Source organism: Solibacillus kalamii (genome assembly GCF_002174535.1).
GTDB lineage: Bacteria > Bacillota > Bacilli > Bacillales_A > Planococcaceae > Solibacillus > Solibacillus silvestris.
This window is the reverse complement of sequence record NZ_NHNT01000007.1, coordinates 172,540-186,834: the sequence shown is the minus strand read 5'-3', so window position 1 is coordinate 186,834 and position 14,295 is coordinate 172,540. Positions and strand designations below refer to the sequence as shown.

Here is a 14,295-nt window from a genome sequence, read left to right as displayed (position 1 = left end):
TCTAAAACAGACTTTAAAATGTATTCTTTTGTTTGTGCGTCTAATCGCTTACGAGTTTGTTTTTCTTTCATCGGTTCCACGTCCTTTTTTAGATATCTTAATCTTAAAGTGTCTCTTAAGACGTGTCCATTTTTTATACTAACCTCACAGTTGAAGAGTTTATTAGAAGAAGTGTACCGGTTATTTGAAAATCTCAGTGGGATATTAGAAAAGTTGCCCCGCTAATTAGAAGAAACATGAAATATATTAGAACTTCGGGATTTTATTAGTACAAATAAAAATATATTAGCAGATTTAAGAGTTTATTAGAAAAGCGGTACCCGACACCCCCGAAAAGAATCAACTAATATTCAAGTTATCCACAATTAACCGAAAATTTAGAAAATTATTGCGCGGGCAATATCTGCACATTTCCCTTGTCCCTACAATGATTACCTCGATTTCCTTTGCTTAATTTCAAACGTAAAGTAGGTTTTTCCTGAAATTTTAACTTAATGACTACGCCGATATTTGTTTCCCTAATACCTGAGTTTAATAAAAAAATCCCCTGGAGAGAATGAACTCACAGGAGATTGCTGCGAAAATTTTTATAGAAATTAATTAATTATCATGAGAATAGGGAGAGCTTTTGTTGAAAATTAATAGCTAGCTTATCATTAAATCTGTAAACTCACCTGGTCCTTATTCTTTTTAAAATGGTTTCTCTCCGGCCGGATCAAACCTAAATGCTCGCGCAGCGTATCACCTTCATACTCTTCGCGGAAAATACCGCGTTTTTGCAGCTCGGGAATTACTAAATCCACAAAAGTGGTTAGGTGATCAGGAAGAACAGGTGGCATAATATTAAACCCATCGCAAGCATATTCATTAAACCAAAGCTCCAGTAAATCTGCCAGCTGTGCAGGTGTGCCAACAAATTCCAGATGGCCCCGCGCTCCGTGCATTTTACGGCCAAGTTGGGCAATGGAAAGATTCGCTTCACGTGCAGAGTCTATAAATAACTGGATTCGGCTCTTCATCGCATTTGATTGTGCAGCTAAGTCCGGCAGCTCAGGAAGGGGACCAGTTGCCGGATAGTCGGATAAATCAATACCTAAAAAAGCGGAAACGGTTTTCAAAGCTTCATCATCCGAAATTAGTTGATTGAGCTCTTCATATTTTGCCCAAGCAGCTTCTTCTGTTTCGGCAATAATTGGTGAAATACCAGGCATGATCTTGATGCTGCGTGGATCACGGTTTTCTTCAGCCAATTTCGCCTGGAGCTTCTTATAAAATGCTTTTGAATTTTCCAGTGATTGACTCGCAGTAAAGACCACTTCACCGGTTTTCGCCGCGAAGGCAATACCGGCCTCCGAACCGCCAGCTACAACGAGTACCGGATAGCCTTGCGGTGGACGGGGTACATTCAATGGTCCACGTGATGCATACCATTCGCCTTTATAATTAATTTCCTTTACGGAACCTGGCTGTATAAATTTACGATTTTCCTTGTCATTAATGAGCGCCTTGTCATCCCAGCTATCCCATAGATTACGTGCCAGATCTACATATTCTTCAGCCATCTTGTAACGTAGCCCGTGCTCAGGATGCTTTTCTTTACCAAAATTCTGTGCTTCGGTGTCATGCTGTGATGTTACAATATTCCATGCAGCCCGCCCGCGACTAATATGGTCCAGTGTTGCATAGCGTCTTGCTAAATGAAACGGTTCGTTGTATGTTGTAGAACTAGTTGCTGTTAGTCCTAATTTTTTTGTATGAACGGCAATTGCTGATAATAGGGTAACAGGATCAAGCATACCGGATGCCGTCTGCTCAGCGCCTGAAACGTGGAGGTAATCCGCCAGAAACATCATATCGAATTTACCGCGTTCGGCAGTTTTTGCGACTTCTATGAAGTAATCGATATCAAAAGGGTTGTGGCCTGATCCAGATGGATGCCGCCAACTTTCACTATGATGACCACTGTAATAAATAAATGCACCTAAACTTAATTTCCCTTCTCTTTTACTCATATTAAAATTCCCCCTTAACCTTTGTATGTGTCACGCCATTTTAAGGCGCGTTTTTCAATTGAACCGACAAGCGAATCCGTGAACTTGCCAAGAATGATAAATAAAATGAGCCCGACAAACACAATATCTGTTTGCGAATAAGCACGGGCATCCTGAATCATATAGCCGATTCCAGCACTTGCGCCCATCATTTCGCTGACAACGAGCACAAGCCAAGACGTTCCCATTGCCAGACGAAGACCAAGTAAAAGGTTGGGCATTGCTGAAGGAAAAATAAGCTTCGTTAATTTTTCCTTAAAAGAATATTGTAAAATACCTGTCACATCATAAAGTTTTTGGTCAACAAGACGAATGCCAAGAAAAATATTGACGTAAACCGGGAAAAATGCGCCAAGTGCGATCATCAGCACTTTGCCAAACTCACCAACGCCAAACCATAGGATAAAAAGAGGTATGAGCGATAATAGCGGCACAGTCCGTAACATTTGAAGGGACGGGTCTATCAATTGCTGTGCAATTTTACTGAAGCCGGTCGCAATGCCTAAAATGATCGCGGTAATGGCACCTAACAGAAAGCCGAAAACTACCCGCTGCCCACTAGCAAGAAAATGAACAGGCAATTCCCCATTGGCCAATAAAATCCAAAATGTCGATGCGATTTTAAGTGGCGTCGGTAAAATATGTTCTTCTACGAGACCAAATGTACCTGCCAATTGCCAAAGCACTAAGATTGAAACAGGAAAATAAAGCGGATAAATGATGTGTTGAACTTTCTGCAATGGCCATTTACGTTTTACTTCCAGCGTTTCCTTTGAAACTAGCGTCATTTATTTCCCTCCTTCAAAAGTGCTCTGCCAGTTTAATAATTTTTTCTCCACTGTGAGCACAAGAAAATCGGATAACTTTCCGAGTAATGCAAAGATGATAATTCCTACAAATACTGTCGTTATAATGGACATGGAACGCGCATCATTTATTAAGAATCCAATTCCCTCTGTTGAGCCCATCATTTCAGCGACTACCAACCCTAGCCATGAAACCCCAACAGACAGACGTAATCCTAGTAAAATATGGGGAAGCGCGGACGGGATAATCAGTTTTAAAACAAGCTGCATTTTATTAAACTGCAAAACTCGTGCTACTTCGAATAACTTGCTGTCGGCTGAGCGAATCCCTAAAAATGTATTAATATACAGAGGGAAAAAAGCGCCTTTTGCAATTAACAATAGTTTCGATGTTTCCCCAAACCCGAACCATAAGATGAATAGTGGGGCAATTGCTAGATGGGGAAGCATGCGAATCATTTGAATTGTTGGGTCAAATGCACGTTGGCTTTTATAGGAAAATCCAATAATCAGGCCCAGCACCAAACCGAGAGACCCGCCAATAGCCAGACCTGCCAGTGCACGTATAACCGATACTTGCAAATGTCCAAGCAAATGCTGTTGCTGCAGTAAAAAAATGAATTCATTCCAAATAGCTGAAGGGGCAGGGAGTAGAAGCGGGTTTAAATATCCGCTTCGGCCAGCCCATTCCCAAAGAAACAGTAAACTTACAGGAAGGAGCGCACCCAGTAGTAGCTGCCTGCTCTTTGCTGAAAAAGCGATCTTTTTCCTGTCTTTGGCTAGAGTTTTATTAAGTGTGACCATGACAACGCCTCCTCAAAATTATTTAACGGCTTCCTTATAAAAGCGATTGTCGAATACTTTGGAAACATCGATTTTTTGACGAATTGTCCCCTGTTTATATTGAAAATCTGCCGTTTTTTGATGTTCCTGAATAATTGCATCCTCTACTAAAATATTGATGCTTTTTGAGCGTTGTCTTGTTTGCTCCATTAACGCAACTGGTAGATTACGTTCTTTCGCATAGCGCTCCACGGCTTCCGCTTCGTTTGCAGTTTCCCATGCCAAAAGCTCATTTAATGTTTTTAAATACGTCACAACAAGTTCAGGGTGTTCTTCAGTAAATTTTGACCGTGCAATCGTATATGAAGGGGAGAGAAGACCGACTGATTCTCCGTCTGCAATAATTGTTCCTTTTTCAGACAGCGTATTAATTGTTAAGTAAGGCTCCCAAATTGCCCAGGCATCGACACCCCCTGAATCGAAGGCAGCCTGTGCTTCATCGGGATTTAAGTTGATCAGTTCCACTTCATCTGGATTGATGTTTAATTTATCAAAGCTTCGCAAAATAAAATCATAGGCATTTGTTCCTTTACCGACAGCAACTTTTTTTCCTATCAGCTCTTCCAAAGTAGTAATGCCGCTGGATGACTGGACAATAACACCTACGTTTTTCTTGCCTTCCAATGTTTGAGAAATAATCTTAAAAGGGATATTGGCAGCTTGTGCTGTAATGACAGGCATGTTGCCAAGTCCTGCAATATCCAATTTGTTCGAGGCAATTGCTTCTGTCATCGGAGGGCCGCTTTGGAATTCCACCCATTCCACCTTTGCCCCATGTGATTCAAAAGCCTCTTCAAATAATCGATCTTCCTTAGCTTTACCGAACAAGCCGCCACTCCCTTGGATCCCGATTCGAACGACTAGATCATTACTATTTGAGGATGCTTTGGAGGATTTTGTTTCCTCACTTGCACACGCTGCCAACAGGAAAGTTAAAGCTAATAATAAAAATGTGTATAACTGTTTTCTCATATAATTTCGCTCCTTTTATATACCTGCACCAACTGTGTAGGACTCATCTTCAACTCTTTCAAATTCATTCAGTACTTTGCGACGCATTTCCTGGAAAGACAGCGAAGACCGTTTTCTTGGGAATGTAAGTTCAATAGGCAACACCGCTTTAATATGTCCCGGTCGCGGATTCATAATGACAACCCGTTGTCCAAGGAAAACAGCTTCATCCAAATCATGTGTTACAAAAATCATCGTTGTTTTGTTTTTCGTCCAAATATCGAGCAATACTTCCTGCATATGCGAACGTGTGAAGGCATCGAGCGCACCAAATGGTTCATCCAGCAGCAACACCTTTGGATTTCTTAACAGTGCACGTGCAATGGACACACGCTGTGCCATGCCGCCTGAAAGCTGTTTCGGATAGGCTGTTTCAAAACCTTCAAGTTTCACAAGTTGGATCAGTTCATCTACCTTTTTACGAACAGAAGGATTTTTAAGGGACTGATCACCGGCGATGTTTTTCTCTACCGTTAGCCAGGGAAATAGGCGCGGCTCCTGAAAAATAAATCCTTTTTCCAGACTGGGTCCTTTAATAGGCTGTCTGTCCAGTTCAACAATGCCTTCATAAGTCGTATCTAGACCTGCGATTATTTTAAGCAAGGTACTTTTGCCACATCCGCTTGGTCCAATAACTGTTATGAATTCACCTTGCTCAATTTGCAGATTCACATCTTTTAATGCAATCACTTCTTCGGTTTGCGTTGAGAAAATTTTGTTTAACGATTGAATAGTTAACGCATGTTCCATCAATATTTTCCTCCTTGTCAATAAAAAAGAGGCACATAATTGGCGTATAAATACCCCATTATGTGCCTCTAGTTATCTAGTCAGCTTTAATACCTAGTAAACTTATATACATAATAAATAATGTTCGGTTTGTTGTCAAACAATTTTGAAAATATTTTTTTGCCAATGGGATAAAAGAATTTGAATTTTTTAATTTGAAATTAAATGCAATTTATTTTATAAAATATCTGCTTTTTCATAATGTTTTTAATGTTTCCAAGCAAAATTTCCAAATTAATAAACAGCCTCATTATTACAATTAAATAAATAACAATGCAATATTGAAAAATTAATGTCATTCTTGTTACGTTTTTTGAAATAAAGGGTAAGGAATGGATGTATTCCTCAAATAAACTGAGAAATACAACAATACATAAGAAGAAGGAATGAGCTGTATGTTACATATCGAAAACTTACGGAAGGTATACCGTGGCGGGAAAGTGGCCGTTGATAACTTAACACTTGATATTAAAAAAGGAGAGTTTATCGCATTTATTGGTACGAGCGGGAGTGGTAAAACGACAGCCCTTCGTATGCTTAATCGCATGGTAGAGCCTACAAGCGGAATGATTTCAATAAATGGAAAAGAAATCACGAAGCTGAATCCAGTCACTCTTAGGAGAAGTATCGGCTATGTCATTCAACAAATTGGTTTAATGCCGCATATGACAATCCGTGAAAATATTACGCTTGTCCCGCGGCTACTTCAATGGTCGAAAGAAAAACGCGATGAAACGGCCAAATACCTTTTATCGTTAGTCAATTTACCGGAAGCGTATTTAGACTATTATCCATCCCAGCTTTCGGGCGGGCAGCAGCAGCGTATCGGTGTAATTCGTGCTCTTGCAGCTGAGCAGGACATTATCCTAATGGACGAGCCGTTCGGTGCACTTGATCCGATTACCCGCGATACATTACAGGATTTAATTAAAGAGCTTCAAAAGACGCTCGATAAAACGATTATTTTTGTTACGCATGATATGGATGAGGCGATTAAACTTGCTGATCGCATCGCTATCATGCATGAAGGGAAACTTGTGCAGTTTGATACCCCTGACAATATTTTAGCGAGTCCCGCCAATGACTTTGTAAAAGAATTCATCGGTTCCCATCGTTTAATCCAGCAAAAACCAAATATAAAAACGGTGGACGAAGTAATGATTAAACCAGTTTCAATTACCGTTGAACGCAGCTTGGATGAGGCAATCCGCTTAATGGTTAAATCACGCGTGGATACGTTGTTTGTTACAGATGGACAAAATCGATTACTCGGTTTTTTAACAGTCGAAAGTTTAACAGGGAATGCGCGCACGAAAAAAAGTGTTTCAGAAGTTTATAATCGGGATGTCATTTTCATGAAGACGGGTTCCAAACTTCAGGATACGGTTCGTCGTATTTTAAATCTTAATTTGAACAATATTCCGGTTGTTGATGATCAGCAACATCTCATGGGCCTCATTACTCGAGCGAACATCGTAGATATTGTTTACGATACGATTTGGGGAGAAGAGGAACAGGAGCTGATGGATGTATGATGAGCTTTTTCACGGAAAATAGTGCCGATATTTTACTTAAAACATGGGAGCACTTCTACATATCTTTTAGCGCTCTATTATTAGGAGTGATCATTGCCGTTCCTTTAGGCATATTGTTGTCGAAAACGAAGACAGTCGCAAAAATCGTTCTTACAGTTACAAGTGTCCTGCAAACAGTACCGTCCCTTGCTTTGTTAGCGATTATGATTCCTTTTTTAGGTGTCGGCAAAGTACCGGCAATTTTTGCGTTATGCATCTATTCTTTGCTGCCAATATTGAACAATACGTTTATTGGGATGCAATCTGTTAATCAAAATATTAAAGCGGCAGGTACAGCAATGGGCATGACCCCGTTGCAATCGATGCGAATGGTTGAATTACCGCTTGCCATGCCAATTATTATGTCGGGCATCCGATTATCTGCAGTATATGTTATTTCATGGGCAACATTGGCATCATATATTGGTGCTGGCGGATTAGGAGATTTTATTTTTAATGGACTAAATTTATATAAAACAGAGCTCATTGTAGGAGGGGCATTATTAGTAACTGCCTTAGCCCTGCTCGTGGACTTTCTGTTAAGCCGTTTTGAACGCTTCATGATTCCAAAAGGGCTTCGTATGCAAGGAGGTCGAACATCATGAAAAAATTTTTACTGCTTTTACTGTCTGTCATTGTTTTAAGCGCTTGCGGCAAAGAAGATGATAAATTACGTGTAGGATCGGTAGTTTCCACAGAAGGTCAAATTACCGCTTACATTGTGAAAGGGATGCTGGAACATTACACTGATGAAGAAGTAGAGTTGATCAAAAATCTAGGCTCTGCTGTCGTGCTTCATCAGGCAATGCTAAACGGTGATGCGAACATTTCGGCAGTGCGTTATACCGGAACAGATTTAACGGGGGCACTCGGACAAGAACCTGTCAGTGATCCGGAACAAGCATTGAAGATGGTACAGGAAATATTTCAAAAAGAATATCAAATGACGTTTTTCGATTCATATGGATTTAATAATACGTATGCTTTTATGGTAACGAAGGAAACAGCGGAGAAATTCGGGCTGACTAAAATCAGCGACTTAAAAAAAGTAGCTCAGGACTTGCAGTTGGGTGTTGATACGTCATGGATGAACCGTGATGGCGATGGGTATAAAGCGTTCAGTGAAGCGTATGGCTTTAAATTTGGACGCGTCTTCCCGATGCAAATTGGGCTAGTATATGATGCGGTTGCTCAAAACGAAGTAGATGTCGTGCTTGGCTATACGACTGATGGACGTATCGCTTCCTATGATTTAACCGTTTTAGAGGATGATCTGCATTTTTTTCCGGCGTATGATGCATCACCATTTGCAGATACGGAATTATTGGAGAAAAAGCCTGAAGTAAGAAAGGCTCTGCAACGACTAGTTGGCAAAATTTCCACAGAAGAAATGCAGCGCCTGAATTTCCTGGCTGACAATAACTTAATTGAACCGGCAGTTGTTGCAGAGGAATTTTTGAAGGAACACGATTATTTTTCAGGAGATGATACACCATGACAGATATGACACAGCTATCGGTAGTTGAACAATTTTTCTTTTATATGAGAGAAAATGGTTCTTATGTATTTTCACAATTTCTCGCACATTTTCAGTTGTCTGTGTATGGTGTATTGCTTGCATCTATAATAGGTATTCCAATAGGGATTTGGATCTCGAAATTTCCGAAGTTGTCAGGTCCTGTTATTACACTCGCCAATATTATTCAAACAATCCCAGCGCTCGCATTAATGGCAATCATTATGCTCGTTTTAGGTCTTGGGAAAACGACGGTTATTGTGACCGTATTCTTTTATTCTCTTTTGCCGATTGTTAAAAATACATTTGTCGGTATTCGGAATATTGATCGTAGCTTAACTGATGCAGGGCGCGGTATGGGAATGACCAAGCTACAAATTCTGTATATGGTGGAGCTGCCTTTAAGCCTCTCTGTTATTATAACCGGTATTCGCATTGCCCTTGTCGTGGCAATCGGTATTGTGGCTATTGGTGCGTTTATTGGGGCTGGCGGTCTCGGTGATATAATCATTCGCGGAACAAATGCTACGAGTGGTACTGCTATTATTTTAGCGGGAGCACTTCCAACCGCATTAATGGCAATTTTGGCAGATGTTCTACTGTTATGGCTGGAGAAACGACTTGATCCAACAAAACGAAAAAAATTAAACGTCGCAGCTTAGAATAATAAAATTTTCAAAACCCCTATTTTCAAAATAGGGGTTTTTTATTCTTTTGGGAATATTTTGCGATAACTGTTATAACAACTGGTAATATTTTTAAAAAGAGGGAAGAGGGAGGGCTTGATTTTTTATGTTATTAATAAAACGGTTAGATATATGGCTTATTGGCTTTAACGTCTTATAAACTTATGTAAAATTATAACAAATATGAAACTTTTTGTGTGTTCATTTCGTATTATATAAGTGTAAACATATGTTTTACGAAAAAGAGATAGGGGGATGAAGAGTGGTAACATTTAAAAAGGCGGGTGCAATGTTAACTGCAACAGCGCTGTCTGTTGGTTTATTAGCACCAATTGCAAGTGCTTCAACAGTAGGGAATGATCGAATGGAGTCATTGCCGATTCAAGTGGCACAAACGAATACAACGGTAACAAAAGAGGATTTAATGAAGCGTTTCCGAGAATTATTTCCGAATGAGTTCCAGAATGTAACTGAAAAAGATTTCCAAACGGGTACAGGTTATTCACGACCAACAGACACGACGGTAAGCTACGAACTTTATTTCTCTAAGCGAATTGATAACCAATATGTTCATGGAAGCTTTATTTTTGTTGGAGAAACGTTGGAGTTAGAACAATTCTATTATCAACCAGTAAACACAAAGGATATATTGTTCCCGGCAAAATATTCAAAAGAAGAAGCACAAAAAGTAGCGGATAAATTTATGGAAAGGTTCAATAAGGGTGAGGGGTATGAGCTTGTGCCAAACGCACACGATTTTTACTCACCCTCAATTTTAACACAGCCTGTTGAATACTCATTTATGTATGAAAAGAAAAATTCGGGTATTCCCATTTCAGATCAAACGATCAATATCCGTGTGTTAGGGGATGGCACAGTATCATCATTTTATAGAACAACACCTCCAAAAAATAATTTTACGTATGATGATCCATCTAAAAAACAAAATGAATCATCTATTGCCGACCGCTTGCAAGATGCTTTAAAAGCACAGTTGTCATATTCAATTGTTCCGGATTACACAACAGGGGATCATAAAGTAAAGCTTGTTTATGAACCGAATAGCCAAGTTATTTCAGGTGTCCATGCGCAAACAGGAGATTGGTTAACTATGGACGGGCTCTCTTCAACTTTATCAGCTAAATCACTTACACCAATTGTTTCGGCACCATTAGGGGCAAAACAGCCGAACATGACAGCGGAGCAGGCGCGAGCAATGGCAGAAAAATTGCTGGCAACAGATATTAAAGGTGTTCAACTAGAAATTGGAGCAGTTGATGAAACAACAACGGAAACTGGTAAAGAAGTATTCAACATTCAATATATGTATAACTATCGTAATGGTGGAACAGGAACTGTACTAACAATTGATAAAGCAACAGGGGAATTTATTCATTATAGTGATATAAAAAGTAACCTCGAGGTAGAAGAGGATGAAAACGATACAGAAGTAAAATTATCACAAAAACAGGCGTTGGATAAAGCGATTGCCCATATAAAAGATTGGGTACCTTCATCTGCTCATAAGTATGCAATACCGGTGAATGAGGGCTTCCATGAGAGTTATAATGACAGTTATTACTTTACGTTCCCGCGTATCGTGAACGGATTAACAGTAGCAGGAGACAATATCTCCGTAAATGTCGATGCTAAAACAGGTGATTTAGTAAGCTTGTATGTAAGCGATTATGGCGAATTGGAGTGGCCGGCAGCAACTGATATTATATCAGAACAGGAAGCAACAAAAATGTTGAAAGATGAGTTGAAACTGAAGCTGCAATATGTGAATCATCCAAAAGTGGGTAATGAACAGCATTATAGCTTAGCGTATCAACCAGTCTTCAAAGAAGGATCGTCTGCTGCCATTGATGCCAAAACAGGAGAATGGTTAGATGTTTATGGAATGGCCAGTTCGGACAAGCCTAAAATCGAGCATCCAAAAGCCGCTGAAGAATTAAATTATTTAATTCATGCAGGTATTTTGGAAGTAAATAACAAGTTTAACCCGGATGCTCCGATTACGAAAGAGGAAGCGTTAAAAGTTTTACTCAAATCAGTGACTTACATGTATTACAGCTCTAGATTCGATGAGTTTGAAATGGCGGATGAATCATTTACGGATATTACACCCGATGATGCTATATATGCATTTGTCACACGTGCCTTAAAAATGGGGATGCTAGATGCATCTACTAAAACATTCAATCCTAAAACAGCCCTTACAAATCAAGAGCTGGCAAAATGGGTAATTGGTACACTGAAGTTAAACAAACCTGCACAACTTAGCGATATATATGAATTGAATTACAGTGATGCCGCACTAGTGGATAAGAAAGTACGTGGTCACGTGGCATTAGCATATGCAATGGGATTACTTGAAGCCGAAAATAATCAGCTAAAGCCAACTAGTGAAGTCACGTATGCACAATTAGCTCAAGTGACGATTCGTTTAGCTCATAAAATGAATGAATATCAGATTGAAAATTATTAATGGCAGGTTTTGTATTGACCGCATCGATTAAATGAAATATCCCTTGCCATTTAAACGGCAAGGGTTTTCATATTTAAATATAGAGATCATTACTTAGGTAGAAGAAAAGAAGATGGTTGATACAGACAGGTGTACGATACGTCCGCTGCAAAAATACATATACATAAAAGCACTCTATACAAATGAGGTAGTCAGAAAATACCTTGGTGGAACTGTCAATTCGAAAGTCAGATTAATGGGGCAATTCATTGCAAGCTGCTTAAAATTATAGTGTTACGAAAGGGGCAGTACTATGTTTCCAAAATTAGAAACTAAACGACTCGTGTTAAGAGAAATTCTTCCTTCCGATGCGGAAGATATTTATTCAATTTTTTCAAACGAAGAGGTAACAAAATATTACGGATTGAACACATTTAAAAAAATTGAGCAGGCAGAGAAGTTAATCGAGGCATTTACTAATAATTTTCAAACTGAAAAAGGGATGCGCTGGGGAATTGAAAAGAAGGGATTTCCGGGTTTAATCGGTACTATTGGCTTTAACTCATGGTCAAAAGCGCATCGGCGTGCAGAAGTAGGGTATGAAATTTATCCAGACTTTTGGCGGAATGGTTATGCATCGGAAGCAGTAGCTAAAATCGTTGAATATGGATTTCAAGAGATGGGGTTAACAAGAATCGGTGCTATTGTTTTTGTTGAAAATGACGGTTCCAGTCAATTATTGATGAAACAGGGATTTGAAAAGGAAGGCATTTTAAGAAAGTATATGTACCAAAATAACGAGGCTTTCGATGTAATTATGCTATCGAAGTGTAATCGGCAAAATAATGGAGATGAATAATGGATATTAATCGAAATGAAATTTACTTAAGAAAGTTAAAATTAGAAGATTTTAATGCTGTCGTTGATTGGAGTAGGGATGATCGTTTTTGTGAAGCAAATGGATGGCAGAAAAATAGAGATCATCTGGAATTATTTAAATGGTGGGAACGTTGTGTAACCAATCAACAAAAAGATATGATCCGTCTTGGAATTGAATATAAAAATAGACTTATCGGTTATGCCGATTTAGCAGAATTTAAAAATAATAGTGCAGAAATAGGTATTGCTATTGGAGATAGTACTCTTTGGAATAATGGTATTGGTACTCAGATGATTAAAAAATTGCTGAATTATGCGAATGAACAATTCGGAGTCACTACATTTTACGGAAAAACCCATGAAACAAATCATCGTTCCAGAAAAATGATGGAGAAGGTCGGATTTACTGAAGAAAGCCGTGAAGGAACTGAATTATACATAGGTAAAGAAGTTAAGTTAGTACAATATAAGTTAGAATTGAATGAATAAAGCTTTCTAATACATACATATATCGAAATAAAAAGTGGTACGAATCAACAACTTCGTACCACTTTTTGTGTAATATCTATTTGTCCTTCTTATTCGCTTTTGAACCCCAATACGTAGCAAGGATCGGTCCGGAAATATTGTGCCAGAAACTGAAGATTGCACTCGGAACCGCTGATACGGGATCGAAGTGTGCCATCGCTAATTGGGCACCTAAGCCTGAATTTTGCATCCCAACTTCAATCGAAATCGCTTTTTGATCATCGTATTGCAATTTGAATATTTTAGCTACTAAGAACCCTATTAAGTAACCTAACCCATTATGTAATATAACAATGGCAAAAATGATTAAACCTGTTTCTAAAATCTTATCCCGGCTTCCGCTTACTACGGCTGCGACGATCATGACAATCGCAATAACGGATACAGTTGGAAGAATATCAATGCTTTTCTCCACAATTGGTCTAAATAAGAACTGAGCAACGATTCCTAAAATAATTGGAATTAATACAACTTTGATTACCGACATAAACATGGCCATAAATGAAACCGGTAACCATTCGCTTGCTAATAAGTAGATGAGCGCAGGTGTCACAAACGGTGCCAATAATGTCGTACATGATGTAATCGTAACAGATAATGCTGTATTTCCTTTTGCCAGGAAAGTCATAACGTTTGATGAAGTACCTCCTGGACAACAACCTACTAAAATAACACCAACAGCAATTTCAGGTGGTAAATTGAAAATTTTTGCTAACGCGAATGCCAATAGCGGCATAACCACAAATTGGGAAACAATCCCGATAATAACGCCTTTGGGATGTTGAAGAATCAATTTAAAATCATCTAGTTTTAATGTCATCCCCATACCAAACATGACAATCCCTAATAATATGGTGATGTAACTGCCAATCCAAGTGAAATATTCAGGCAGCCAAATCGCTAAAGCAGCTGCAACGAGTACCCAAATCGCAAATGTATTTCCTGCAAACTTACCTATCTTCTGTAAAACTCCCATGATGATGTAACCTCAGCTTTCTATTGAATTCATGTCATTGTAATATATCAAATTTACAATTGCAATAATATTCAGAATTTTAAGCAATTCAGTTATTATTCTAGTTAATTTAGTCGGAAAGCTTTGTATAAAAGGGGGAAAGGCAAACTTCATAAAAAAATGGGCT

Annotated in this window: 13 protein-coding genes; 7 read left to right on the top strand and 6 right to left on the bottom strand. The window is 38.9% G+C overall.

Annotated elements, in window-relative coordinates:
• Window positions 1-656: 656 nt before the first annotated feature.
• The 5 genes from CBM15_RS11915 to CBM15_RS11895 are packed head-to-tail and all read right to left on the bottom strand — an operon-like array spanning window position 657 to window position 5,461.
• Window positions 657-2,012, bottom strand: a complete 1,356-nt coding sequence (locus tag CBM15_RS11915; protein WP_087617684.1) for an LLM class flavin-dependent oxidoreductase — start codon at window positions 2,010-2,012, stop codon at window positions 657-659.
• A 14-nt stretch (window positions 2,013-2,026) separates the two neighbouring features.
• Complete coding sequence (locus CBM15_RS11910; RefSeq protein ID WP_087617683.1) at window positions 2,027-2,839, bottom strand: ABC transporter permease; 813 nt, start codon at window positions 2,837-2,839, stop codon at window positions 2,027-2,029.
• Window positions 2,840-3,661 carry an ABC transporter permease gene (locus CBM15_RS11905; protein WP_087617682.1) on the bottom strand — a complete coding sequence of 274 codons (822 nt, stop codon included), beginning with the start codon at window positions 3,659-3,661 and terminating at the stop codon, window positions 2,840-2,842.
• An 18-nt stretch (window positions 3,662-3,679) separates the two neighbouring features.
• A complete protein-coding gene (locus CBM15_RS11900) occupies window positions 3,680-4,672 on the bottom strand; it encodes an aliphatic sulfonate ABC transporter substrate-binding protein (protein WP_087617681.1) in 993 nt (330 codons plus the stop codon).
• Between the two features lie 15 nt (window positions 4,673-4,687).
• Window positions 4,688-5,461, bottom strand: coding sequence for an ABC transporter ATP-binding protein (locus tag CBM15_RS11895; RefSeq protein WP_087617680.1), 774 nt, complete (start codon window positions 5,459-5,461; stop codon window positions 4,688-4,690).
• A gap of 434 nt (window positions 5,462-5,895) precedes the next feature.
• Here CBM15_RS11895 and CBM15_RS11890 point away from each other — a divergent pair, with 434 nt between their 5' ends.
• The 7 genes from CBM15_RS11890 to CBM15_RS11860 all read left to right on the top strand — a co-directional run bounded on the left by CBM15_RS11890 (window position 5,896) and on the right by CBM15_RS11860 (window position 13,114).
• Window positions 5,896-7,035: a betaine/proline/choline family ABC transporter ATP-binding protein gene (locus CBM15_RS11890; protein WP_008406525.1), complete on the top strand. Its 1,140-nt coding sequence runs from the start codon at window positions 5,896-5,898 to the stop codon at window positions 7,033-7,035.
• The gene (locus tag CBM15_RS11885) at window positions 7,032-7,679 is read left to right on the top strand and encodes an ABC transporter permease (protein WP_065217112.1); all 648 of its coding nucleotides are present in this window, start codon (window positions 7,032-7,034) and stop codon (window positions 7,677-7,679) included. The genes CBM15_RS11890 and CBM15_RS11885 overlap by 4 nt, the downstream gene beginning before the upstream one ends.
• Window positions 7,676-8,572 carry an osmoprotectant ABC transporter substrate-binding protein gene (locus CBM15_RS11880; RefSeq protein WP_087617679.1) on the top strand — a complete coding sequence of 299 codons (897 nt, stop codon included), beginning with the start codon at window positions 7,676-7,678 and terminating at the stop codon, window positions 8,570-8,572. Before CBM15_RS11885 ends, CBM15_RS11880 begins: the two co-directional genes overlap by 4 nt.
• Window positions 8,569-9,252 carry an ABC transporter permease gene (locus CBM15_RS11875; RefSeq protein ID WP_087617678.1) on the top strand — a complete coding sequence of 228 codons (684 nt, stop codon included), beginning with the start codon at window positions 8,569-8,571 and terminating at the stop codon, window positions 9,250-9,252. The genes CBM15_RS11880 and CBM15_RS11875 overlap by 4 nt, the downstream gene beginning before the upstream one ends.
• A 286-nt stretch (window positions 9,253-9,538) precedes the next feature.
• Window positions 9,539-11,767 (top strand): S-layer homology domain-containing protein, encoded by a 2,229-nt coding sequence (locus CBM15_RS11870; RefSeq protein ID WP_087617677.1) that lies wholly within the window; start codon window positions 9,539-9,541, stop codon window positions 11,765-11,767.
• Window positions 11,768-12,059: 292 nt separating this feature from the next.
• On the top strand, window positions 12,060-12,605 hold the full coding sequence (locus CBM15_RS11865) for a GNAT family N-acetyltransferase (protein ID WP_087617676.1): 546 nt from the start codon (window positions 12,060-12,062) through the stop codon (window positions 12,603-12,605).
• Window positions 12,605-13,114, top strand: coding sequence for a GNAT family N-acetyltransferase (locus CBM15_RS11860; RefSeq protein ID WP_087617675.1), 510 nt, complete (start codon window positions 12,605-12,607; stop codon window positions 13,112-13,114). Before CBM15_RS11865 ends, CBM15_RS11860 begins: the two co-directional genes overlap by 1 nt.
• Window positions 13,115-13,190: 76 nt before the next feature.
• Here CBM15_RS11860 and CBM15_RS11855 read toward each other — a convergent pair whose 3' ends face one another.
• Window positions 13,191-14,129, bottom strand: a complete 939-nt coding sequence (locus tag CBM15_RS11855; protein WP_087617674.1) for a bile acid:sodium symporter family protein — start codon at window positions 14,127-14,129, stop codon at window positions 13,191-13,193.
• Between the last annotated feature and the right edge of the window lie 166 nt (window positions 14,130-14,295).

What these genes read in the sequence shown, in the direction of transcription:
- CBM15_RS11915 (WP_087617684.1), bottom strand. Translation starts at nt 2,012, where the DNA reads ATGAGTAAAAGAGAAGGGAAATTAAGTTTAGGTGCATTTATTTATTAC.
- CBM15_RS11910 (WP_087617683.1), bottom strand. Translation starts at nt 2,839, where the DNA reads ATGACGCTAGTTTCAAAGGAAACGCTGGAAGTAAAACGTAAATGGCCA.
- CBM15_RS11905 (WP_087617682.1), bottom strand. Translation starts at nt 3,661, where the DNA reads ATGGTCACACTTAATAAAACTCTAGCCAAAGACAGGAAAAAGATCGCT.
- CBM15_RS11900 (WP_087617681.1), bottom strand. Translation starts at nt 4,672, where the DNA reads ATGAGAAAACAGTTATACACATTTTTATTATTAGCTTTAACTTTCCTG.
- CBM15_RS11895 (WP_087617680.1), bottom strand. Translation starts at nt 5,461, where the DNA reads ATGGAACATGCGTTAACTATTCAATCGTTAAACAAAATTTTCTCAACG.
- CBM15_RS11890 (WP_008406525.1), top strand. Translation starts at nt 5,896, where the DNA reads ATGTTACATATCGAAAACTTACGGAAGGTATACCGTGGCGGGAAAGTG.
- CBM15_RS11885 (WP_065217112.1), top strand. Translation starts at nt 7,032, where the DNA reads ATGATGAGCTTTTTCACGGAAAATAGTGCCGATATTTTACTTAAAACA.
- CBM15_RS11880 (WP_087617679.1), top strand. Translation starts at nt 7,676, where the DNA reads ATGAAAAAATTTTTACTGCTTTTACTGTCTGTCATTGTTTTAAGCGCT.
- CBM15_RS11875 (WP_087617678.1), top strand. Translation starts at nt 8,569, where the DNA reads ATGACAGATATGACACAGCTATCGGTAGTTGAACAATTTTTCTTTTAT.
- CBM15_RS11865 (WP_087617676.1), top strand. Translation starts at nt 12,060, where the DNA reads ATGTTTCCAAAATTAGAAACTAAACGACTCGTGTTAAGAGAAATTCTT.
- CBM15_RS11860 (WP_087617675.1), top strand. Translation starts at nt 12,605, where the DNA reads ATGGATATTAATCGAAATGAAATTTACTTAAGAAAGTTAAAATTAGAA.
- CBM15_RS11855 (WP_087617674.1), bottom strand. Translation starts at nt 14,129, where the DNA reads ATGGGAGTTTTACAGAAGATAGGTAAGTTTGCAGGAAATACATTTGCG.